Source organism: Streptomyces shaanxiensis (assembly GCF_039537145.1).
Taxonomy (GTDB): domain Bacteria; phylum Actinomycetota; class Actinomycetes; order Streptomycetales; family Streptomycetaceae; genus Streptomyces; species Streptomyces shaanxiensis.
Map to the genome: position 1 here is coordinate 358,606 of NZ_BAAAZY010000001.1, position 22,570 is coordinate 381,175.

Below are 22,570 nucleotides of genomic sequence, written 5' to 3' on the forward strand. Positions count from 1 at the left end.
CTCCTTGCCGCATCCCGGAAGGTCCCCCGATGTCTCGCAGATCCCGCCGTACCCTCCAAGTCGCCGCCACCACCGCACTCGTGGTCACCGCGGCCACCGCCTGCAACGCCGCCGCGAAGAACGACACCGCCGACAGTGCGAGCGGCGGCAGCGGCAAGTCCTTCACGCTCGTCACCCCCGACGCCGTCGGGCAGAACGAGTTCCTGAAGCTCTCGGTCAGTGGCATCAAGGACGCGGCGAAGCAGCACGACGGGTCGCAGAAGGTCTACGAGTCCACGGACACGGCGTCCCAGCAGCAGAACGTCCAGGCCGCGGTGGACGCAAAGCCGGACGTCATCGTGCTGGTCGGCTTCGAGTTCGCCGACATCGTCGCCCAGCAGGCCGAGAAGAACCCGAAGCAGCAGTTCCTGATCGTCGACGCCTGCACCGGCAAGACCTTCAAGAACGTCAGCTGCGCGGTCTTCCGTGAGCACGAGGGCGTCTACCTCGCGGGCGCCGAGGCGGGTCTGCTCAGCAAGTCCGGCAAGGTCGGCGCGGTCGACGTCCTCGACACGCCCCAGTTCCGGCGCTACAGCGACCCGTTCGCGGCCGGCGCCAAGGAGGTCGCCGCCAAGACGGAGACCTCCACGCGCTTCGTCGGCGGCCAGTCCCCGTTCGACGACTCGGCCCGCGCCAAGGAGCAGGCGAACTCCCTGCTCGCCAAGGGCTACGACCAGATCATGGCGGCCGCGGCTGCCGGCAACTACGGCGTCTTCGAGGCGGCGAAGGCCAAGGGCGCGTTCGCCTACGGCGTCGACGTCAACCAGTGCGTCTCGGCGCCCGGCACGGTCGTCGACAACGTGATCAAGCGCACGGACGTCGCCGTGGAGAAGGGCATCGACGCGGTCCTGGGCGGCAGGACGGGCACGACCGTCTCGTACGGCCTGAAGGAGGGCGGCATCAGCCTCACGGGCCTGGAGGACGGCGTGGACTCGTCGAAGTGCGTGATCGCCGAGCACAAGGACGTCCTGAAGAAGGTGGAGGCGCTGCGCGACCAGATCGTGGCCGGGAAGCTGACGGTCGATGACCCCGCCGCGAGCTGACGTCGAGGGCGTCGGGATCGTCGAGGGCTCCGACGGCGTCGCGGTCGAACTCCGGGGCATCACCAAGCGGTTCCCCGGCACGCTCGCCAACGACGCCGTCGACCTGACCGTCCGCCGCGGTGAGATCCACGCGCTGATGGGCGAGAACGGCGCGGGCAAGTCCACGCTGATGTCGGTGCTGTACGGCATGGAGCGCGCCGACGCCGGTTCGGTCCGGATCGACGGGCACGCGGTCGAATCCGGCTTCGCCAGCCCCTCCGAGGCCATGGCCGCCGGGCTCGGCATGGTCCACCAGAGTTTCAAGCTGTTCGACTCCCTCAGCGTCGCCGAGAACGTCGTGTACGCCGCCGAGCCGCGCCGCTTCGGCCTGGTGGACCGGGCCGCCGCCCGCCGCCGGGTGCGTGAACTCGCCGAGGAGCACGGGCTGGCCGTGGACCCGGACGCGCGGGTCGGGGATCTGCCGGTGGGCCTGCGCCAGCGCGTGGAGATCCTCAAGCTGCTGCACCGCGGCGCCCGTACCCTCATCCTCGACGAGCCGACCGCCGTGCTCACGCCGGCCGAGGCGGACGCCCTGTTCGTGGTGCTCAAGTCGCTGGCCGCCGAGGGCCGTACGGTGATCCTTGTCACGCACAAGCTGCGCGAGGTCCTCGAAGGCAGCGACCGGGTGACCGTGCTGCGGGACGGCCGGGTGGTCGCGCGCCTGGTCACCGCGGAGACGTCCGCCGACGAGATCGCCGCGGCGATGACCGGCCGCGCGGTCGAGCTGGACCGCATCCACGCGCCGGGCACTCCGGGCGAGCCCGTCCTGGAGGTGGCCGGCCTGTCGACCGACGCCGTGCGCGACGTCGACCTGACCGTGCGCGCCGGGGAGATCGTCGGCATCGCGGGCGTCGCGGGCAACGGGCAGAGCGAGTTGGTCGAGGCGCTGGCGGGGCTGCGGCAGACCAGCGCCGGGCGAGTCAGGCTCCGGGGCGGGGACATCACCCACGCCTCGGCCACCGAGCGCCGCGCCAAGGGGCTGGCGTACGTCCCCGAGGACCGGCACGCGGTCGGTACGGCGCCGGCGGCCTCGGTCGCGGACAACCTCGCGATGGGCCACCACCGTACGTCCCTGTCCTCCCGTGGCCTGCTGCCGCCGACGGCCGTCCGGGCGCACGCGAAGAGGCTGGTCGAGCGGTTCGGCATCAAGACGTCGACCCCTGAGGTGCCCGCCTCCGCGCTGTCCGGCGGCAATCTGCAGAAGCTGCTGATCGGCCGCGAACTCGCCCATGACGCACCGCTGCTGCTCGTCGAGCAGCCCACCCGCGGTGTCGACATCGGCGCCATCCAGAACATCCACGACCAGCTGATCGCCTACCGCGACGCCGGTCACGCCGTTCTGCTCGTCTCGGCGGAGCTGAGCGAGATCCGGGGGCTCGCGGACCGGGTGCTGGTGATGTACGAGGGCCGGGTCGCGGCTTCGTACACCAAGGACGAGGCGGACGAACGGACGCTGGGGCTCGCGATGGCGGGCGGCGACACCCGGGCGCAAGTGAAGGCCGCTGACTGACATGAGACTTGACCGAATATCAGGAGCCCTGCGCTCCCCCATCACCTTCTCCGTGCTCGCGGGCGTGGTCATCGGCGCGCTCTTCCTCGTCGGCACCGGCGCGGACCCGATCGCGGCCTACGAGGCGGTCCTGACCGGCGCGCTCGGCGCCGACGGCATCGGCTCCACGCTGACCACCGCCACCAGCGTGCTGGGCATGGCCCTGGCGCTGGCGATTCCGCTGCGCGCCGGGCTCATCAACCTCGGCGGGGACGGCCAGTTGGTGCTCGGCGGCATCACCGCGGCCGTGACCGGCCTGTACTCGCCGCTGCCCGCCCCGCTCACCGTCGTACTGGCGCTGCTCGCGGGCATGGCGGCGGGCGCCGCGTACGCCGTGCTGGCCGCCCTGTGCGAGAACCACCTCGGTGTCCCGCTCCTGGTCAGCAGCCTGCTGCTGAGCTACCCGGCGGTCTCGCTCGCCTCCTACCTGGCCCGCTACCCGCTCAAGGAGCCCGGCTCCAGCCTCCCGCAGACCCGCGCGCTGCCGGACGGCGTGGCCCTGCCCGCCTTCGGGGAGTCCACGGTGACCGTCGGTCTCGTGCTCGTCGTGCTCGCGGCGGCCGCGTACTGGTTCACGGATCGGCGCACCGCGATCGGGTACGAGATACGGATGACGGGTCTCAACGCGCGCTTCTCCGCCTACGCGGGCGTCGAACGCCGGACCCTGACCCTGAAGTTGATGTCCGTCTCGGGCGCGCTCGCCGGACTGGTGGGCGCGATCGGGGTGTTGAGTTTCCCGTACCGCTTCGTGGACGGCTCGCTGACCGCGCCCGGCTACACCTGGACGGGTCTGACGGCCGCGCTCCTGGCGGCCGCGGCTCCGCTCGGCACGTTGATCGCCTCGTTCTTCTTCGCGGTCCTGCAGGTCGGCGGCCTGGCGATGGAGCGGACGACCGAGGTGCCGCGTGAGCTGACGCAGGTACTGCAGGCGATCGTGATCGTGTTCCTGGCGGCTCGGCTGCGCTTCCCCGGCAGCTGGTTCACCCGCCGTTTCAACCGTCATGAGGAGGCGGTGTGATGTTCTTCGACTCCGATCTCCTGATGTCGGCGCTGCGCGCGCTGACCCCGATCCTCCTGGCCGCGCTGGGCGGCGCTCTCTGCGAGCGGGCGGGCGTGTTCAACATCGGCCTCGAAGGCATGATGCTGATGGGCTGCTTCACGGCTGTGGCGACCAGCTGGTTCACCGGCAGCCCGTGGCTCGGCGTGCTGGCCGCGGCCCTCGCGGCGGCCGGGTACTCGCTGATCCTGGCGGTGGGCGCCGTGACGCTGCGCGGGGACGCGGTGGTGCTGGGCATCGCCATGAACCTGCTGGCCGTCGGCCTCACCAGCTTCCTCCTGCGTACGGTCTTCGGCGTCCAGGGCACCTTCGACGACCCGGCACTGGCCGGGCTGCCGCTGGTCGGCGGATTCACGCCGCTCGCGTATCTGGCGTGGGTGACGGTCGGGGTGGCGGCGCTGCTGCTGTCGCGGCATGTGTGGGGGCTCAGGCTGCGCGGGGTCGGCGAGGCGCCGGACGCGGCGGCGACGCTGGGCGTGAGCCCGGCCAAGTACAAGTACGGCGCCATCCTCGTCTCCGGCGTCCTGTGCGGGCTCGCCGGGGCCCAACTCGCCCTCGGCAACGTCACGTTGTTCTCCGAGAACATGACGGCGGGCCGGGGCTGGATCGCGGTCGTCGCGGTCATGCTCGGCAGAGCCCTGCCGCTCGGCGTGCTGCTCGCCGCCCTGCTGTTCGGCCTCGCCGAGGCGGCCGGCTTCCGGCTCCAGGGCCTCGGCCTGCCGCAGCAGGCGACCGACGCCGCGCCGTACGTCGTCACGCTCGGCGCCCTCTTCCTCACGACGGCACGCCGTCGCCGCACCCGTCCGCGTCCCTCCGGAGCCGCCTCATGACCCAGGACCTGCTGCCCGTCACCCGCATACCCCGCACCGGACTTCCGCCGCACGCGATCGTCGTCGGCGACCCGGCCCGCGCGGCGGCCGTCGCCGCGCTGCTCGACGGCTCCGAAGAGGTGTCGTACCACCGCGAATACCGTGTCTTCAGCGGGAGTTGGAAGGGCGTGCCGGTCACCGTCGCCTCGCACGGGGTCGGCGGGCCGGGCGCGATCCTGCTGTTCCAGGAGCTGGCGGACGCAGGAGTCCGCGCCATTGTGCGCTTCGGTACGGCGGGCGCGATGAAGCCGGGCATCGGCGACGGCGATCTCGTCATCGCCGAGGCGGCCGTACGCGACGACGGGGTGACGCAGCAATTGCTGCCGCCGGAGTACCCGGCGGTCGCGGCGCCCGAGGCGGTGTTCGCGCTCCAGCGGGCGGCGCGTGAGGCGGGAGCCCCGCACCACCGGGGGATCGTGTGGACCCGCGCGGCGTTCCAGCCGGGGCTCATCCCGCTCTTCTCCTACGACGGCGCCGGGCTCGCGGCGATCGAGATGGAGCTGTCGGCGCTGCTGGTCACGGCCTCGCTGCGCGGCCTCGTCGCCGGCGGGGTGCTCGTCATCGACGGGGCGAACGCGGACGAGCTGGTGGACGCGGCGGGCACCAGCGTCTACGACCCGCACCGTGAGGTCGTCGCGGCGGGTGTCGAGCGGGGCGCCGTCGTGTCGCTGGAGGCGCTGCGGCTGCTGGCCGAGGGGAACGAGCTGTGAGCATCGACCTGTTGGTGCACGGCGGTGACGTCCTGACGGTGGACGAGGCCGGAACCGTCGTACGGGACGGGGCGGTCGCGGTCCACGAGGGCGAGATCGTCGCCGTCGGTTCCGCCGAGGAGCTGTGTACGCGGTTCACGGCGCGGGAGTCCATCGACGCGGCGGGCTGCCTGGTCCTCCCCGGCCTGATCAACACCCACACCCACCTGGCGATGACGCTGCTGCGCGGCCGCGCCGACGACGTGACCCTCCAGGGCTTCCTGGAGCGGGTGCTGCGCTGGGAGGCCGAGCTGCTGACGCCGAAGAACGTGGCGGCGGCGGTGCGGCTGGCGGTGGCCGAGAGCGTACGGGCCGGGGTGACCTCGGCGCTGGACATGTACTGGTTCCACGAGGCGGCCGAGCGGGCGGCCCGCGAGACGGGCTGGCGGCTGCTGACCGGGCCGACCTTCATGGACGTGCCCGAGCCGCCGGACCGGCTCGCCTACGAGGACCGGATGGCGTGGGCCCGCCGGGACCTGGAGGCCCACGGCCCGGCCCGCCACGGCCGCCGCCCCGTCGTCTTCGCGCACTCCGCCTACACCCTCTCCCCCGAGCAGCTCACCGAGATCGCCGCCCTGGCCCGGGAGTTCGGGGCGCTGCTGCACATCCACGCCGCCGAGAACGCGACCGAGGTCGCCACGGTCGAGGTGCGGACCGGCAAGCGCCCGGTGGAGCTGCTCGACTCGCTCGGGCTGCTCGGCCCGGACCTGCTGCTCGCGCACGCCGTGGAGCTCACCGGCCCGGAGATCGCGGCACTCGCCCGCACGGGCACGTCCGTCGCCCACTGCCCGGTGTCGAACCTGAAGCTGGGCTGCGGCATCGCGCCGGTGCCGCGGCTGCTGAGCGCCGGGGTGACCGTCGGACTCGGCACGGACGGGGCCGTCAGCTCCAACACCCTGGACGTGCTGGGGGCGGTGCGGCAGGCGGCGCTGGTGCACAAGGCTGGCGGCGACCCGACGGCGGTCGGCGCCGAGCGGGCCGTACGCATGGCGACCGTCGAGGGCGCGCGGGCGCTGGGGCTCGGGGAGCAGCTGGGCTCGCTGGAGGCGGGCAAACGAGCCGACCTGATCGTGCTCGACCTGAACGCGCCGCACCTGCGCCCGCTGCACGACCCGTGGTCCACGCTCGCCTACGCGGCGCACTCGGCGGACGTGCGGGACACGGTGGTCGAGGGGCGGGTGCTGATGCGGGACCGGGCGCTGACCACGCTCGACGAGGCGGCGGTGATCGCCGACCTGGAGGCACTGCTCTGAACAGGCCCCATAATGGCGGCTGAGAGATCGGATGTCTTGCGCGACGTCTTACGGGCACCGTGCGTGACATCGTGAACGACAGGGAGGCGGGCCATGGCTGTCACCGACGAGGCGATCGAGAAGATCAAGGACATGATCGTCTCCGGCGCGCTGCGCCCCGGCGACCGGCTCCCCAAGGAGAGCGAGCTCGCCGCCGAGCTGGGGCTGTCCCGCAACTCCCTGCGGGAGGCCGTGCGGGCCCTGTCACTGATCCGGATCCTGGACGTACGGCAGGGCGACGGCACCTACGTCACGAGCCTCGACCCGCAGCTGCTGCTGGAGGCGCTGAGCTTCGTCGTCGACTTCCACCGCGACGACACGGTGCTGGAGTTCCTCGCCGTCCGCCGGATCCTGGAGCCGGCCGCCACGGCGATGGCCGCGGCGCGGATCAGCGAGCAGCAACTGGACGCGCTGGCGAACCAGTTGGACAAGCTCGGCACCGATCCGTCGGTGGAGGAACTCGTCGCCTGCGACCTGGAGTTCCACCGGGGCATCGTGCAGAGCTCCGGGAACTCGGTGCTGTGCTCGCTCCTCGACGGGCTCTCGGGTCCGACGACACGGGCGCGCATCTGGCGGGGGCTGACCCAGGAGGACGCGGTCAGCCGGACCCTGCACGAGCACCGGGCGATCCTGGCGGCGCTGCGGGACCGGGACGGGGAGGCGGCGCGGTCCTGGGCGACGGTGCATATCGCGAGCGTGGAGCAGTGGTTGCGGTCGACGCTGTGAGTCCCCGATACAGCTCGGATGACTGTGGGGTGTTCCGGGGTGGCGATCGGGGCAGTGATCCGTTCACTCCCCCGTGCAAGGGGGCTGCGGGCGCCCCCGCCGCACGCCGTAAGGTTGGGTGGTCAAGCGAGGGCACGTCGGAAGGAGGCACTGGGTGATCGAGCTCGAGGGGGTTCCCGAGCTGATCGACCCGGTCATGGTGGCCGCGTTCGAGGGCTGGAACGATGCCGGCGACGCCGCCTCCACCGCGGTCGCGCATCTGGACAGGGAGTGGAAGGGCGAGGTGTTCGCGGCGCTGGACGCCGAGGACTACTACGACTTCCAGGTGAACCGCCCCACGGTGTGGATGGACGACGGAGTGCGCAAGATCACGTGGCCGACGACAAGGTTGTCCGTCGTCCGCGTCGGCGGTGAGAAGCCGCGCGATCTCGTACTCGTCCGAGGTATCGAACCGTCCATGCGGTGGCGCTCGTTCTGCAACGAGCTGCTCGGCTTCGCGCACGAACTCGGCGTGGAGCTGGTGGTCATCCTGGGCGCCCTGCTCGGTGACACCCCGCACACGCGTCCGGTCCCGATCAGCGGGACCACGTCCGACACGGACCTGGCCCGGCGTATGGACCTGGAGGAGACCAAGTACGAGGGCCCCACGGGCATCGTCGGCGTCCTCCAGGAGGCGTGCACGCACGCCGGCGTCCCGGCGGTGTCGCTGTGGGCGGCAGTACCGCACTACGTCTCGCAGCCGCCCAACCCGAAGGCGACGCTGGCCCTGCTCAACCGCCTGGAGGACCTGATCGACGTGCGCATCCCGCTGGGCGAGCTGCCCGAGGACGCGCGCGCCTGGCAGGTCGGCGTGGACCAGCTGGCCGCCGAGGACAGCGAGGTCGCGGAGTACGTGCAGACGCTGGAGGAGGCCCGGGACACCGCGGAGCTGCCGGAGGCGTCGGGTGAGGCGATCGCCCGCGAGTTCGAGCGGTATCTGCGGCGCCGGGACGGCGGCGGCCCGTCGGCCGGCGACCGTACGCGTCCGCCGATGCCGCCGAAGCCGGGCGGCAGGGACGAGAAGGACGACGACGAGGACTCGTCGGAGGACTGAGGCCCTGAGGGCCGGAGGCTCTAACGGGTCGCCGGCTCTGAGGGCGGGCAGAGGGCGGTGCGCAGCACAGCGCACCGCCCTCTGCTGTCCCATGCGTCACCCGGGTTTCAGGCGGGCACCGAGATCACGTCGTACGTCGTCTGCGGCGTCGGCGTCGTCGTGAAGCGCGCGTTGGGCAGGTAGAGCCGGCCCTGGTACGCGGCCACGGTGGTCGGCACGTCGAAGAGCGGGTCGGTGATTCGGCGCTGGAAGACGCCGCTGCGGCCGTCCGCGGCGAGCTTGAACACGTCGATCGCGTTCTGCCGGTTCTGGACGACGTACAGCGTCCGCCCGCTCAGCAGCAGGCCGTCGCCGTTGGTGAGCGGGGCCGCGTCGCCGAGGTCGACGAGCTGTGTGACACCGGTGCGCGGGTTCACGCGGTGCAGGCCGCCGACCCCGGACTGCACGACGAGGAGCGCCGAGCCGTCGGGGGTGGCCGTGATGCCGTTGGCGTTGACGACCTCGCCGGCGACCTGGCTCCAGTCGCCGCTCAGGGTGACCTTCACGACCTCGTCCGCGTCCGGCAGTTCGCCGTGCCGGCCGAGGGGCAGGGCGTAGAGCGCGGGCTGGAAGGAGTCGGTGAACCAGGCCGCGCGCGGGGTCAGGAACACGTCGTTGGCGAAGGTCGGGGTCGCCGTGGTGAGGACGTACGAGGCGAGGACCTCGCCGGTGCGGGCGTCCACGACGCGGGCGCCCTGGCCGCGTCCGGCGACGAACAGGCGTCCCCGGTGGTCGAGTTTGAGGCCGACCGAGGGCGTGCCCGGGCCGGTCGAGATGATCGAGCCCTCGCCGGTGCGCAGGTCGGCGCGGTAGATCGAGCCGTCGCCGAGCGAGCCGAGGTAGGCGTACGGTCCGCCGCCGATGGTGATGCCCTCCGGGCGGAAGCCGTTCGGGAGGTGGAGCACGGTGGGCCGGGTCTTTTCGGCCGCCGCGGCGGAGGTGCCGGCGGACCCGCCGAGCACGGCACCGGCGGTGGCGGCACCGGCCGCGAGAAGTCTCCGGCGGGTGAGGTGAGGTGCGAAGGAGCGGTGTTCGGGGGCCACGTGCGTCCTTCCGCGAACGGGGACCGGCCGTCAGCTGGTCCAACGGTCAACTGTCTCCTCCACCCCATCACACGCCGCCCGTCTCCGCAGCAAGAGACAGCCTCTCGACAGCGACTGGACAGGATCTGGCCCGATTGTGGCGTGACATCTGTTTCAGGACGGATTGCACACGGTACCCAATTCAACTTACCTAAAACCGACTTGGCGAAATAAGCCTGGACGGACCGGGCCGCGCGTGCTTGGTTGTCCCACGGAAGGCGCGCCGCACCACCCGCACTTGGTACCCGCAGGACCGAAGGGAGCGGCAGACGATGACCGACCAGGCACAGTCGGCGCAGGGCCCGGGAGCGTCCGGGCCGGGGCCCGACGGAGCGGGATTCACCTATCGAGGAGCCGAGCGGGAACTGATCGTCGTCGCCCGTCCCGAGGCTCGGCTGCGCGCCCAGACCGAGGGCGTGCGGTCGGTGGCGGGCTCCGACGTCTCGGCCCTCAACATGTTCCTCAGTGACGAACAACTCGCGCTGGAGCCGCTGTTCGGCAGCGAGGAGCGACTCCAGCAGGCCGCCGGCACGGACGACGTGCCCGACCTCGCGCTCTTCTATCGGGTGCGCGGCGGGGAACGCCGTGCCGAGGAGCTCAGGGCACGCATCGCCGCGCTGCCGGGGATCGACACGGCGTATGTGAAGCCGGGCGCGGTGCCCGCCTCGATCGGACAGATCGGGGAGGACGGGCGTCTGAAGGAGGGCGCGCCCGTCACGCCCGACTACAGCGGCCGGCAGGGCTATCTGCGGCCCGCGCCCGAGGGCGTCGACGCCCACTGGGCCTGGCAGCGGCCCGGCGGCGCCGGTCAGGGCGTGACCGTGATCGACGTGGAGGGGTCCTGGCAGCTGGGCCACGAGGACCTGGCCGCCAAGCTGGCCGGCGTCGTCGTCGGCAGCCCGCTGAGCGACCTCGCCTGGCGCAACCACGGCACCGCCGTGATCGGCGTGATCGGCGGCGACCGCAACGAGTACGGCATCACCGGCATCGTGCCGGAGACGGTGACCGCGGCCGCCTCCTTCCAGGGCATCGGCACGGCGGCCGCGATCCACGCGGCGGCGGACCGGCTGAGCCCCGGCGACATCGTGCTGATCGAACTCCACCGCCCGGGACCCCGGTTCGAGTACGCCGAGCGCGACGACCAGCGCGGCTACATCCCGCTCGAATGGTGGCCGGACGACCTGGCCGCCGTCCGCTACGCCACCGCCAAGGGCATCCTCGTGGTGGCGGCCGCGGGCAACGGCGCCGAGTCGCTCGACGACGCCGTCTACGAGCGCCGCCCGGACGGGTTCCCCGAGTCGTGGCGTAACCCGTTCAACCCGTCCAACCCGTCCTCCGACGCCGTGCTGGTCGGCGCGGGCGCCCCGCCGCCCGGCACGCACGGCCGCGACCACGGGCCCGACCGCTCACGGCTCGCGTTCTCCAACTACGGCGCCCGGGTGGACGCGCAGGGCTGGGGGCGCGAGGTGACGACGACGGGCGGCTTCTGGGACAAGCCCGGCGACCTGCAGGGCGGGCCCGAGGAGATCGCCTGGTACACCGACACGTTCTCGGGGACGTCCTCCGCCTCCCCGGTAGTCGTCGGCGCGCTGGCAGCGCTGCAGGGCATGCTCAAGGCGGCCGGTCAGCAGCCGATGTCCGCCGAGCGTGCGCGTGCGGTGCTGCGGGCGACGGGTTCCCCGCAGCAGGACGCGCCGGCCCGGCCCGCCTCCCAGCGGATCGGCAACCGGCCCGACATCAAGGCGGCGGTCACCTATCTGATGCCGCAGGCGGTCGGCTCGGGCAAGGCCGAGCGGTACTGGGACGAGTTGCTGCCGTATCCGCGTGAACTTCCGCCCAGGCTCCGGCTGTTCGTGGCCGGCGACTGGCGGAACCTCAATCATCCGTCCCCCGAGATCCGCCAGGCGGTCCATACCGCCTTCGCGGGGGGACGGCCCGATGTCCGAGTGTGGTTCTCGGACGACGAGATCGTCGGCCTGGTCATCACCGGCTGACGCAGCCCATCACATCAAGGGAAGGTGACACCCGCATGAGCACCACCCCGCAGATGAGTCACATGGGACAACAGCAGGGCCAGCAGCTCCCGAGCACGTCGCCGTACCAGCAGCAGCCGTTCGGGCAGCAGCAACAGCCGTTCGGGCAGCAGCAGCCGTTCGGGCAGCAGCAGGGCTACGGCCAACAGCAGGGCCACGGCCAGCAGCAGCCGTACGGCATGGGCGGCTCCCTGGAGCAGCTCCAGCAGCTCGGCCAGCAGCAGCCGTTCCAGCAGCTGCTGCAGCAGCTCGGCCAGCAGGGGGTCCAGGGACTCCAGGGGCTCGGCCAGCAGCAGGGCTACGGGCAACCGCAGCAGGTCGACCAGCAGCAACAGCAGTCCGAGCAGCAGGCCGAGCAGCAGGTGCTGCAGCTGATGCAGCAGCTCACGCAGGCCGCGGTCCAGTCCGCCGTCCAGCACGCCACGCAGTCCGGTGTCGCGAACGGCTATATCGACATCGTCCAGCCGCTGCCGGGGCAGCCGTCGCAGATCTACCTGCGCATCAACAACGTGTTCCGGGTCTTCAACAACCCCAACGCGCAGACCCACGACCAGGTCCAGGAGGCCTTCGCGTTCGGCCACCAGGTCATCGGCGTGTGGGACTCCGGCCAGCCGCTGGTCCTGCGGAGCATCTACATCCGCAAGATCTGACCGGCACGTGCAGCACCGGACACGAAGCACCGCACATGAAGCACCGCACATGAAGCACGGCACATGAAACACAGCACATGATCCAAAGGGGCGCTTCCACCCGCGGGGAGGAAGCGCCCCTCTCTCGGTCCCGGATCCCTACAGGGCCACGCCCAGCAGCGCGTCCACCGCCCGCGACACGACACCCGGGGCACCCGTGTCGGTTCCGCCCCGCTCCTCCTGGGCGGCGACCCAGCGGTCGACCGCGGCGAGCGCGGCCGGGGCGTCCAGGTCGTGCGCGAGGGCCTCGCGGATCTCCTCGACGAGCGCCTCCGCGGACGGCCCGTCGGGCCGGGACACCCCGGCACGCCAGCGGCCGAGGCGGGCGACGGCGTCCTCGAGCACCTGGTCGGTCCACTCCCAGTCGGCCCGGTAGTGGTGGGCGAGGAGGGCAAGCCGGATGGCGACCGGGTCGACACCGTCGCGACGCAGCTGGGACACGAAGACCAGGTTGCCCTTGGACTTGGACATCTTCTCGCCGTGCAGGGCGACCATTCCGGCGTGGACGTAGGCCTTGGCCATGGGGAACTCGCCGGTCAGCACCTGGGCGTGCGAGGCGCCCATCTCGTGGTGCGGGAAGGCGAGGTCGGAGCCGCCGCCCTGGACGTCGAAGCCCATGCCGAGGTGGTCGAGGGCGATGGCGACGCACTCGATGTGCCAGCCGGGCCGGCCCCGCCCGAGCGAGCCGCCGTCCCAGCTGGGCTCCCCGGGCCGGGCGGCCATCCAGAGCATCGGGTCGAGCGGGTTCTTCTTGCCGGGCCGGTCGGGGTCGCCGCCGCGCTCGGCGGACAGCAGCCGCATGGCGGCGGCGTCGAGGCCGGAGACCTTGCCGAAGTTCGGGTCGGACTCGACGGAGAAGTAGATGTCCCCTTCGAGCTCGTACGCGGCGCCGGCGTCCCGGATGCGCTCGACGAGCGGCACGATCCCGGGTATGGCCTCCACCGCACCGATGTAGTGCTGCGGCGGAAGCATCCGCAGGGCGGTCATGTCCTCGCGGAAGAGCGCGGTCTCCTTCTCGGCGAGGGCGACCCAGTCGATGTCGTCGCGCTCGGCCCGCTCCAGCAGGGGATCGTCGACGTCGGTCACGTTCTGGACGTAGTGAACCTGCCGCTTCGTGTCGAGCCACACGCGCTGAACCAGGTCGAACGCGTTGTAGGTCGCCGCGTGACCCATGTGGGTCGCGTCGTACGGCGTGATGCCGCAGACGTAGATACGGGCGACGGGACCGGGGTCGAGGGTTACCAGACCGCCGGTCGCGGTGTCGTGGATCCTCAGGTCGCGGCCCTGACCAGGCAGGGCGGGGACCTCAGAAGCGGGCCAGGCATACATGTCATGAGCGTAACCGGACGGATGTTCCGTACACGAACCGGAGCGGGTCGGATGGCCGGTAAGGCGTTCTTGCGCGTCACCGGCCATTGTGCTTCCCGACGGGAGCGCGCCGCTAGACGGGCGGCCAGGGGATGGCGGGCCACTCCCCGCTCGGTTCCGGATGCTTCCCGGACGCAAGCAGTGCCTCGACACGCGCGCGTGTGGCCGCCACCTCCGCGGCGGTGATCAGCCCGGCCAGGCGTACGGCGAGCTCACCGCCCTCCTTCAGCCCCTCCCGCAGGGTGCCGAGCGCCTCGACCGCCTCCGCCGTGAGCGGCTCTCCGGCCCAGCCCCACAGCAGCGTCCGGAGCTTGTTCTCGACGTTGAACGTGACGCCGTGGTCGATGCCGAACAGCCGGCCGGCCTCGGTGGGCAGCAGGTGGCCGCCCTTGCGGTCGGCGTTGTTGATCACGGCGTCCAGGACGGCGAGCCGCCGCAGCCGCTCGTCGTCGGCGTGCACGAGCAGGGCGGTCTTCCCCTCGCCGACCTCGGCGAGACCGATCGCCTTCCAGCCGGGACCGGGTTCCTCACCGTCCACCAGGGCGAGCAGTTCGGCCTCGGGCGTCGCCTCGATCCACAGCTGGACCATGCCCTCGCCGTACGGCCCGTCCCGCAGCACGGTCGGCGGGACGAGCCCCCAGCCGGTCGCCTCGGAGACCTCGTACGCGGCGACCTCGCGCTGTGCGAGCGTCCCGTCGGGAAAGTCCCACAGCGGCCGCTCACCGGCGACCGGCTTGTACACGCAGGACGCCTCCCGGCCGTCGTACACGACCGTGCAGAACAGCGCCGCGTTGGACGCCTCGCGGATGCGCCCGCGCACGGTCAGCTCGCCCTCGGCGAGCAGCTGCACCGAGGTCACGCTCCGCGGCGGTATCCGTTCTGGCGCGGACATACATGTCCTTCCGGGTCGAGCGGGAGGCTGCACAGCGGACACGGCGGCCGCCCGGCGTTGACGACATCGAGGGCGCGCTTGGCGAAGGCCCGCGCCTGCGCGCCGGTGAGCCGGACCCGCAGCATCGGGGGGCCGTTCTCCTCGTCCTGGAGCAGCCGCTCCTCGGCCTCGGCGAGGTCCTCCTCGGAGTCCGCGTCGAGTTCCACGAGGGCCTGCGCCTCGACGATCATGCGCTGCTCCTCGCCGTCCCAGGCGAGCGCCATGGTGCCGACGCGGAACTCCTCCTCGATGGGGGTGTCCAGCGGGCCGGTGTCGGAAATCTCGCTGGGCGCCATGGCGGGGACGGCGGCACTGCCGCCGCTGCGCCGGACGACTTCGTCGAGCAGCTCGTCCATGCGCTCGGCAAGGGCGGCGACCTGGGTCTTCTCCAGGGCCACGCTGGTCACCCGGGCGCCTGCGGTGGCCTGGAGGAAGAACGTACGGCGTCCGGGCAGCCCGACCGTACCGGCCACGAAACGGTCCGGGGGGTCGTAGAGGAACACCTGACGGGACACGTCCTGTCTCCATTGGAATCGTGAGTACGGCGAAATCGTGGGTACGGCGAAATGCTGGGTACGGCGCTACTCCGACCGCTGCTTCACCCTACTGCGCCCGACGATCACGGTGCGCCCGCGCCGCCACCGACCGTCGCGTCGCCGGCCGGCGGCTCCTCGCGCGGGGCGAGCGACGCGAAGTCCCCGGTGTCACCGAGGCGTACGAGGAACGGCCTCAGGCGTGTGTAGCGGATCACGGTGATGGAACACGGTTCGACGGAAATCCTCTGGAAGAGGTCGAGATGAAGACCGAGTGCGTCCGCGACGAGGGACTTGATGATGTCGCCGTGCGAGCACATGAGGTACACGGCGTCGGCGCCGTGATCGCGCTCCACGCGCGCGTTCCACTCGCGTACGGCCTCGGCGGCCCGGGTCTGCATCGCCCGCATCGACTCCCCGCCGGGGAACGCGGCCGCCGACGGATGCGCCTGGACCACCTCCATCAGCGGCTCGTCCTTGAGCTCGGCGAGCTTGCGGCCGGACCAGTCGCCGTAGTGGCACTCCCCGATCCGTTCGTCGGTGTGCGCGGTGAGTCCGGGGCGGGCGTCCAGCAGGGGCCGGATCGTCTCCTGGCAGCGCTGCAAGGGGCTCGCGACGACCTCGGAGATCGGCAGCTCGGCGAGCCGGCCGGGCAGTGCGGCGGCCTGTGCGGCCCCGCGCTCGTCGAGGGCGACACCGGGGGTCCACCCGGCGAGCAGTCCCTCGGTGTTGGCGGTGGAACGTCCGTGCCGGACCAGGATCAGCGTGGGCATGCGGCCCAGCGTAGGCGTACGAGGGGGTGCGCTCGGGGCCGGGCGGCGGGAGAATACGCTCCGTGATCGTCGACTGCGCCATCTATCGCGACGGGCGCCGGACGGAAGGGCCGGACGACTTCTCCGACGCCCTCGATCTGTGCCGTCTGCAGGACGACGCGTTCGTCTGGATCGGCCTGTACGAGCCCACGGAGAAGGAGTTCGACCGGGTCACCGAGGAGTTCGGGCTGCACCCGCTGGCCGTGGAGGACGCCCTGAAGGCGCACCAGCGGCCCAAGCTGGAGGTGTACGACGACTCGCTCTTCATGGTCCTCAAGCCGGTCGGCTACGAGCCGAAGAGCGACATCGTCTCCTCCGGCGAGGTCATGGTCTTCATCGGCGACTCGTTCGTGGTGACCGTCCGGCACGGCGAGGAAGCGCCGCTCGGGGCGGTGCGGCGCCGGCTGGAGCACGAGCCCGAGATGCTCCGGCACGGCCCTACGGCGGTGCTGTACACGATCGCCGACGCCGTGGTCGACCACTACGTGGACGTGGCCGACGAGTTGGGCACCGACCTGGAGGAGCTGGAGGCGGACGTGTTCTCGCCGGCCGGCGGCAGCTCCCGGCACACGGCGTCCCGCATCTACGCCTTCAAGCGGCAGATCCTGGAGTTCCGCAGGTCCACCGGGCCGCTGGCGCAGCCGCTGACCCGGCTCGCGGGCACGGGCCTGTTCGGTGCGCGCGTGCCCTTCGTGCACGAGAAGGCGCAGCCGTTCTTCCGGGACGTGAGCGACCACCTCACGCGCGTGAACGAGGCGGTGGAGGGCCTGGACCGGCTGGTCTCCGACATCCTCGCGGCGCATCTGGCGCAGATGAGCGTGCGGCAGAACGACGACGTTCGGAAGATCTCGGCGTGGGCGGCCATGGCCGCGATCCCCACGATGATCGCGGGGATCTACGGGATGAACTTCGAGCACATGCCGGAGCTGCGCTGGACCTGGTCGTATCCGCTGCTGATCGCGGGCATGGCCGCCGTCGAGGTGCTGCTGTACCGGCTGTTCAAGAGCCGGGGTTGGTTGTAGGGGCCCGTGGTGTCGCAGGGGCCCGTCGCAGGTGTCGTCAGGCGAACTCGGGTGCCGAGGTGGCGGGTCCGCCCAGGGCGTCGCGGCGTTCCGGCATCTTCAGGGACACCATGCGCCGCCAGCCCGCGAAGCGCTCCCAGGCGTACACGGCGTGGATGCCCGCGGCGAGAACGGCCGCCTTCGGCCGGGGCCAGCCGAGGATGCGGCCCATGTGGCCCATGACCGCGAGGCTCACGTCCCGGTAGATCCGGATCTCGGCGAGGGCGCACTCGCGCAGCGTCCGCTGGATGGCCCGGCCGTGCCCCTGGGCCGCGAAGCGCAGGAGTTCCTCGTGGCAGTAGGCGAGGTGGTTGTCCTCGTCGTTGGAGATCATCTTGACGGCGCGGCCGAGGTCGGGGTGGTCGGCGAAGTGCTTGCGCAGCAGGTCCATCTGCTCCGAGGCGCGCTGTTCGGTGACCCTGCTGTGCGACAGGTAGGTGACGATGTCCTGGACGGTGAGCTGTTCGTCGCTCTTGAGCTTGTCGTGCGCGAGGCCGATGCCGTGCTGCTCCAGGAGCATCGTGTAGTCGGTCTCGGGCGGGACGGGGACGGGTTCGAGGCCGCGTTTCTTCAGCAGGGCGTTGAAGATCCGACCGTGCTTGTCCTCGTCCGCCCCGTGCCGGGTGATCTTGGGCGCGAGTGAGCGTTCGCTCTCCGGGACGAGCGCGGCGATGCGGGCGTTCTCCCAGCCGCCCTGGGACTCGCCGCTGGCGGCGATCGAACAGAACAGGCGGAAGGACTCGTCGTTGTCGAGGATCTCCTGGAACAGACTCTTGGCCGAAAGCATCGTTGGGCACCTCTCTGCAGGACGCAGGACTCCGCAGCACTTCACGGGACTCCGCGGGATTCCGCAAAGAACGAGTCAAATGCGCTGAGAGTGGTGCTGCAACAGTAATGACGGGCAACTCCGCCAAAAGAATGACCATCGAGGTCACGACAGGGGCGTAACCGCACGGGGCACGCGCGCGTTGTTCAGCGTGACGGCCGTGGCGGGGAAGACCCCCGAGCCCCCACCACGGCCGCAGAAAATCCCCCTCCCGCGTCACGCCAGTCCGGCACGCTCCAGGGCCTCGGTGCCGGCGCGGAGCGAGGCGAGCCGCTCGTCGAGCGTGAAGCCGGCGGGAGCGAGGCTGAGGGTGGTGACTCCGGCCGCCGCGTACTCCTTCATCCGGTCCGCGATGCGGTCCACGGAACCCAGCAGCGTCGTCTTGTCGATCAGCTCGTGCGGGACGGCGGCCGCGGCGCCCTCCTTGTCGCCGGACAGGTACTTCTCCTGGACCTCGGCGGCCGCCGCCTCGAATCCCATGCGCTGCGCGAGCTGGTTGTAGAAGTTCTGCTTGGCGCTGCCCATGCCGCCGACGTACAGCGCGGTGTAGGGGCGGAAGGTGTCGGCGAGCGTGGTCACGTCCTTGTCCTCGCCGACGGCCAGCGGGAGCGTCGGGCAGACGTCGAAACCGTCGAGGGTCTTGCCGGCCTTCTCGCGCCCCGCGCGCAGGTGGCGGATCGTGGTCTCCTCCAGGTGCTCGGCGGAGGGGAAGATCACAAGGGCGCCGTCGGCGATCTCGCCGGTCTGCTCGAGGTTCTTCGGGCCGATGGCGGCGATGTACAGCGGGATGTGCTCGCGCTGCGGGTGCACGGTCAGCTTGATCGGCTTGCCGGGGCCGCCGGGCAGCGGCAGCGTCCAGTGCTGTCCTTCGTACGACAGCCGCTCGCGCGTCATCGCCTTGCGCACGATCTCGACGTACTCACGCGTGCGTGCCAGCGGCTTGTCGAACTTGACGCCGTACCAGCCCTCGGAGACCTGCGGCCCGGAGACGCCGAGGCCGAGGCGGAAGCGGCCACCGGAGAGCGAGTCCAGGGTGGCGGCGGTCATCGCGGTCATCGCCGGCTGGCGGGCCGGGATCTGGAAGATGGCGGAGCCCACATCGATGCGCTCGGTCTGGGCGGCGACCCAGGAGAGCACGGTGGCCGCGTCCGAGCCGTACGCCTCGGCGGCCCAGCACACGGCGTATCCCAGCCGGTCGGCCTCCTTCGCGACGGCGAGATTGTCCGCGTCCATTCCGGCGCCCCAGTAGCCGAGGTTGATCCCGAGCTGCATGGCGGATTCCCCTTACCGATCAGTAACGTCCCTTGTGGGCCCGACCATAGCGCGGGGGGCCGCCCACGGGGAGGTCGATGTGGCGGGCATCGCCCGGCCGGCCGTCGGTGCCGCCGGTATCCGTCCTGCAAACTGGTCATCCACAGGCCCCCACATGGCAGGTTCTGGCCAGTAATCTCGGCGTTCATGGAGCAGAGGCATCTCGGCCGCACCGGCCTTCGTGTGTCCCGGATCGGGCTCGGCACCCTCACGTGGGGCAGGGACACCGACGAGCACGACGCCGCGGACCTCTTGAAGACGTTCTGGGAGGCGGGCGGCAGCCTCGTCGACACGGCCGACGTGTACGGCGACGGGGAGGCCGAGTATCTGCTCGGCCGGCTCATAGAAGGCCTGGTCCCGCGCCGGGACCTGGTCATCTCGACGAAGGCGGGCAGCGTGCCCGACCCGGACCGCCGCTTCGACGGCTCGCGCGGCCATCTGCTCTCCGCGCTGGACGCCTCGCTGGCCCGGCTCGGCACGGACTACGTCGACGTCTGGCACGTCCACGCCTACGACCCGTACACCCCACTGGAGGAGACCCTCCAGGCCCTCGACCTGGCGGTGAGCAGCGGCCGTGCCCGCTACGCCGGCGTCTCCAACTTCTGCGGCTGGCAGCTCGCCAAGGCGGCGACGTGGCAGCTGGCGGCCCCGGGCACGCGGACCCGGCTGGCCAGCACCCAGCTGGAGTACTCGCTGCTCCAGCGCGGCGTCGAGCGGGAGGTGCTGCCGGCCGCCCTGGACCTGGGCATAGGCCTGCTGCCCTCCTCGCCGCTCGGCCGGGGCGTGCTGACGGGCAAGTACCGGGGTACGACGCCGCCGGACTCACGCGGCGCCTCGGAACACCTCGCGCCCTTCGTCGCCCCGTATCTGGACGACACGGCGAGCCGCATCGTGGACGCCGTGCAGACGGCGGCCGATGGGCTGGCCGTGACCCCGCTCCAGGTCGCTCTCGCCTGGGTCCGTGACCGGCCCGGCGTGGCCGCACCGGTGATAGGCGCGCGCAACGCACAGCAGCTCACGGCGGCATTGTCAGTGGAGGCCCTTAGTCTTCCTGACGAGATCTGCCGGGCGCTCGACGACGTGTCAGCGCCCGTGCACCGCTATCCCGATCACGACTGGAGCACGCTGTGACCACGGAGCCGCCCGAGACCACGGAGGAAACCGAGCCGGGGACGCCGGAGAGCGGGGCGCCGTCGGACGGGGCTGCACGGTCGTACGACGAGGGCGGGGCCGGCCAGGCCGGGGACGACGAGAGCACGGCCCCTGCGGCCGAGTCGCCCGCCGGTGACAGCGAGATCGCGGCCGCGACCTCCGCGGCCGATGACGGCACCGGCGACGCCGCGTCCCAGAAGTCCGAGGCCGAGGCCGAGCTGGCCGCTCAGCGGGTGGAGCGGGAGCGCATCGAGCGGCGCAAGGCCGAGCGGAACGGGCCCATCGAGAGCGGGACCAAGCTCAGCGGAAAGGCCGCCGACCTGCTCGCTGCCGTACGGGCCGTGGAGGGCGGCGCGAAGCCCGCGGCCACTGTCTTCAGCGAGCCGGAGCCACCGCGCGGCCCCGCCCCGGAGCCGGTACGTCGGCCCCAGCCCGCGGTGACGGCCGACGCGCCCGCCGCCCCCGCACCGCAGACCGTCGACTCCGTACGCCGGGTGCTGACCGACGGCGGCGCACCGGAGACCCTCGCCCCGCAGGCCGCCGCGACGCTCGGTGAGGGCGCCGACGACCAACTGCGGGCAGACCCTTGGCAGTTGCTGCGTATCGGGGGTGTACGGCCGGAGCAGGCCGACGGGTTCGCGCGGGCCCTGCTCGGCGCGGAGTGCGCACCGGACGACGAGCGGCGCGGCCGGGCGGTCACCGTCTGGCTCCTGGAGCAGGCGGCCCTGGCCGGGCACACGGCCCTGGAACTGCCGACGCTCACCGCGGCACTGGCCCAGCGGGGCGTGCCGGACGCCGATACGGCCGTACAGAACACCCTGGCCGAGGGCGAGGCCCTGGTCTTCCAGGACGCCCTGGACGAGCCCGGCGCCCCGGCCCGGCGGGACGACGAGGAGGTGGAGGGCGAGGAGCGGCCCGTCCGCGTGCTCGTCGGCCTGGAGCGGTACGCCCTCGCGGAGGAGAGCCTCGCCGACGGACTGGCCCGTCTGGTCAACTCGGCGCCGAAGCAGGACGGTTCGGCCGAGGAGTGGGAGCGTGCGGCGACCGCCGCGGGTTCCGCCGCCGAGCTGATCCGCGCGGTCGCGGCACACGGCCTGGTCCTGCACACCGGCGGCGAGGCGTCGCTGGCCGAACCGGCGGCGCTGCTGCACGCGGCTCGGACTCTCGGCCTGCGGGCCTGGGCGGCCACCCACAGCCCTCAGGGGCGGGGGCGCTTCTCGGCACTGCTGGGCGAGGGCGACCGGCCCGAGGTGCCCGGCGTCGTCACCGTGGCCGGTCTGCTCTCCGGTGCGGAAGGGCCCGGGCGGGACGTGGACGGTGCGCTCGATCTCGATCTGCTCGTCGTGCTCGACGCGCCGCAGCTGGACGTCGAGGCGGCGGCGCTGCTCACGGAGTCGCTGCCCGACGGGGCGCGGCTGGTGCTGGCCGGGGATCCGGCGGTGCTGTGGTCGGCGGGGCCCGGGCGGGTGTTCGCCGATCTGCTGGCTGCACGGATCTGCCCGCAGATCGCCTCGCGGCGGCCGGATCCCGGCCCGCTGGGCGAGCTGGTGTCCGGTATCGGCATCGGCGAGCTGAACCAGGTCGAGGCCCCCGGCAAGGAGGTCGTGATCGTGCCCGTGCGGGACGCCGGCGAGGCCGTGCACCGCACCGTGCAGCTCGTCGCCGACTCGGTGCCGCGTGCGATCGGTGTCCCCGCCGAGCAGACGCAGGTGATCACGCCGGGCCACGGCGGTGCGGCCGGCACCCGCGCCCTCAACGCCGCCCTCAAGGAGCGGCTCAACCCCGGCCCCGGCCGCTTCGGCGGCTTCGACCCCGGTGACCGCGTCGCCTACTCCCCCGCACCGGGCCGCATGGTGCCGGGCCATGTGGTGAAGGCCGACGCCGAGGGACTGCACCTGTCCTGCGCGGGCGAGTCCGTGGTCGTACCGAAGGAACGGGTGGAGCAGTCCGTACGCCACGGCTGGGCCCTGACCGCACACCAGGCGGTGGGCGCCCGCTGGCCCGCGGCGGTCGTCGTCCTCCCCGGCGACGCGGCCCAGACCCTCACCCGCCCCTGGGTCTACACGGCCTTCAGCCGCGCCGACCGCCACCTCTCGGTGGTCCACGGCGCGGAACAGGCCCTTCCCCGAGCCGTCGCAGAAATCCCGGCGAAGCCGCGGACGACCCGCCTCCCGGCCCTGCTCAGGCCACAGGTGCCGACGGCGGACTAACCGATCCGCTCCAGGAAGCAGCAGGACAGCCGACCCCAAAGGGGCGCGGGGCAGCACGTCGGCGGCG

21 protein-coding genes are annotated in these 22,570 nt (G+C 72.0%); 13 read left to right on the top strand and 8 right to left on the bottom strand.

From position 1 onward, the window contains the following. Positions 1 to 29 precede the first annotated feature (29 nt). The 8 genes from ABD932_RS01620 to ABD932_RS01655 all read left to right on the top strand — a co-directional run bounded on the left by ABD932_RS01620 (position 30) and on the right by ABD932_RS01655 (position 8,456). Positions 30 to 1,082, top strand: coding sequence for a BMP family ABC transporter substrate-binding protein (locus ABD932_RS01620; protein ID WP_345008238.1), 1,053 nt, complete (start codon positions 30 to 32; stop codon positions 1,080 to 1,082). Next, positions 1,063 to 2,631, top strand: a complete 1,569-nt coding sequence (locus ABD932_RS01625) for an ABC transporter ATP-binding protein (RefSeq protein ID WP_345008239.1) — start codon at positions 1,063 to 1,065, stop codon at positions 2,629 to 2,631. The genes ABD932_RS01620 and ABD932_RS01625 overlap by 20 nt, the downstream gene beginning before the upstream one ends. Position 2,632: 1 nt before the next feature. Next, positions 2,633 to 3,688 (top strand): ABC transporter permease, encoded by a 1,056-nt coding sequence (locus ABD932_RS01630; RefSeq protein WP_345008240.1) that lies wholly within the window; start codon positions 2,633 to 2,635, stop codon positions 3,686 to 3,688. Then, the gene (locus tag ABD932_RS01635; protein ID WP_345008241.1) at positions 3,688 to 4,557 is read left to right on the top strand and encodes an ABC transporter permease; all 870 of its coding nucleotides are present in this window, start codon (positions 3,688 to 3,690) and stop codon (positions 4,555 to 4,557) included. The genes ABD932_RS01630 and ABD932_RS01635 overlap by 1 nt, the downstream gene beginning before the upstream one ends. After that, complete coding sequence (locus ABD932_RS01640; RefSeq protein ID WP_345008242.1) at positions 4,554 to 5,306, top strand: nucleoside phosphorylase; 753 nt, start codon at positions 4,554 to 4,556, stop codon at positions 5,304 to 5,306. Before ABD932_RS01635 ends, ABD932_RS01640 begins: the two co-directional genes overlap by 4 nt. After that, positions 5,303 to 6,598 carry an amidohydrolase gene (locus ABD932_RS01645; protein WP_345008243.1) on the top strand — a complete coding sequence of 432 codons (1,296 nt, stop codon included), beginning with the start codon at positions 5,303 to 5,305 and terminating at the stop codon, positions 6,596 to 6,598. Before ABD932_RS01640 ends, ABD932_RS01645 begins: the two co-directional genes overlap by 4 nt. Positions 6,599 to 6,691: 93 nt before the next feature. Beyond that, a complete protein-coding gene (locus ABD932_RS01650) occupies positions 6,692 to 7,363 on the top strand; it encodes a FadR/GntR family transcriptional regulator (RefSeq protein ID WP_345008244.1) in 672 nt (223 codons plus the stop codon). Positions 7,364 to 7,517: 154 nt separating this feature from the next. Continuing rightward, entirely contained in the window at positions 7,518 to 8,456 is a 939-nt protein-coding gene (locus tag ABD932_RS01655; RefSeq protein WP_345008245.1) for a PAC2 family protein, read from the top strand. Between the two features lie 107 nt (positions 8,457 to 8,563). On the opposite strand, the gene ABD932_RS01660 is transcribed toward ABD932_RS01655, so the two are convergent. After that, positions 8,564 to 9,538 carry an SMP-30/gluconolactonase/LRE family protein gene (locus tag ABD932_RS01660; protein WP_345008246.1) on the bottom strand — a complete coding sequence of 325 codons (975 nt, stop codon included), beginning with the start codon at positions 9,536 to 9,538 and terminating at the stop codon, positions 8,564 to 8,566. A gap of 311 nt (positions 9,539 to 9,849) precedes the next feature. On the opposite strand from ABD932_RS01660, the gene ABD932_RS01665 reads away from it, so the two are divergent. Further along, positions 9,850 to 11,571 carry a S8 family peptidase gene (locus ABD932_RS01665; protein WP_345008247.1) on the top strand — a complete coding sequence of 574 codons (1,722 nt, stop codon included), beginning with the start codon at positions 9,850 to 9,852 and terminating at the stop codon, positions 11,569 to 11,571. A 14-nt stretch (positions 11,572 to 11,585) separates the two neighbouring features. Here ABD932_RS01665 and ABD932_RS01670 read toward each other — a convergent pair whose 3' ends face one another. Beyond that, on the bottom strand, positions 11,586 to 12,029 hold the full coding sequence (locus ABD932_RS01670) for a hypothetical protein (RefSeq protein WP_345008248.1): 444 nt from the start codon (positions 12,027 to 12,029) through the stop codon (positions 11,586 to 11,588). Between ABD932_RS01670 and ABD932_RS01675 the strand changes: the two genes are divergently transcribed. Further along, complete coding sequence (locus tag ABD932_RS01675) at positions 11,985 to 12,260, top strand: hypothetical protein (protein ID WP_345008249.1); 276 nt, start codon at positions 11,985 to 11,987, stop codon at positions 12,258 to 12,260. The genes ABD932_RS01670 and ABD932_RS01675 overlap by 45 nt on opposite strands. A 138-nt stretch (positions 12,261 to 12,398) precedes the next feature. Here ABD932_RS01675 and mshC read toward each other — a convergent pair whose 3' ends face one another. The 4 genes from mshC to ABD932_RS01695 form a co-directional block, all read right to left on the bottom strand. Continuing rightward, entirely contained in the window at positions 12,399 to 13,628 is a 1,230-nt protein-coding gene (gene mshC, locus ABD932_RS01680; RefSeq protein WP_345008250.1) for a cysteine--1-D-myo-inosityl 2-amino-2-deoxy-alpha-D-glucopyranoside ligase, read from the bottom strand. A 112-nt stretch (positions 13,629 to 13,740) separates the two neighbouring features. Then, positions 13,741 to 14,559: an SCO1664 family protein gene (locus tag ABD932_RS01685; protein ID WP_345008251.1), complete on the bottom strand. Its 819-nt coding sequence runs from the start codon at positions 14,557 to 14,559 to the stop codon at positions 13,741 to 13,743. After that, positions 14,523 to 15,113 (bottom strand): DUF3090 domain-containing protein, encoded by a 591-nt coding sequence (locus tag ABD932_RS01690; protein ID WP_126390499.1) that lies wholly within the window; start codon positions 15,111 to 15,113, stop codon positions 14,523 to 14,525. The genes ABD932_RS01685 and ABD932_RS01690 overlap by 37 nt, the downstream gene beginning before the upstream one ends. A gap of 104 nt (positions 15,114 to 15,217) precedes the next feature. Then, positions 15,218 to 15,904 carry a histidine phosphatase family protein gene (locus tag ABD932_RS01695; protein WP_345008252.1) on the bottom strand — a complete coding sequence of 229 codons (687 nt, stop codon included), beginning with the start codon at positions 15,902 to 15,904 and terminating at the stop codon, positions 15,218 to 15,220. Between the two features lie 62 nt (positions 15,905 to 15,966). Here ABD932_RS01695 and corA point away from each other — a divergent pair, with 62 nt between their 5' ends. Next, positions 15,967 to 16,965: a magnesium/cobalt transporter CorA gene (gene corA / locus ABD932_RS01700; protein ID WP_345008253.1), complete on the top strand. Its 999-nt coding sequence runs from the start codon at positions 15,967 to 15,969 to the stop codon at positions 16,963 to 16,965. A gap of 37 nt (positions 16,966 to 17,002) precedes the next feature. Here the strand turns inward: corA and ABD932_RS01705 are convergent, their stop codons facing one another. Both ABD932_RS01705 and ABD932_RS01710 read right to left on the bottom strand, forming a co-directional pair. Then, positions 17,003 to 17,791, bottom strand: a complete 789-nt coding sequence (locus ABD932_RS01705) for a ferritin-like domain-containing protein (RefSeq protein ID WP_345008254.1) — start codon at positions 17,789 to 17,791, stop codon at positions 17,003 to 17,005. Between the two features lie 255 nt (positions 17,792 to 18,046). Further along, entirely contained in the window at positions 18,047 to 19,102 is a 1,056-nt protein-coding gene (locus ABD932_RS01710; protein ID WP_345008255.1) for an LLM class F420-dependent oxidoreductase, read from the bottom strand. 186 nt (positions 19,103 to 19,288) lie between these two features. Between ABD932_RS01710 and ABD932_RS01715 the strand changes: the two genes are divergently transcribed. Beyond that, positions 19,289 to 20,272, top strand: a complete 984-nt coding sequence (locus tag ABD932_RS01715; RefSeq protein ID WP_345008256.1) for an aldo/keto reductase — start codon at positions 19,289 to 19,291, stop codon at positions 20,270 to 20,272. After that, positions 20,269 to 22,503, top strand: a complete 2,235-nt coding sequence (locus tag ABD932_RS01720; RefSeq protein ID WP_345008257.1) for a helix-hairpin-helix domain-containing protein — start codon at positions 20,269 to 20,271, stop codon at positions 22,501 to 22,503. Before ABD932_RS01715 ends, ABD932_RS01720 begins: the two co-directional genes overlap by 4 nt. Positions 22,504 to 22,570 lie beyond the last annotated feature (67 nt).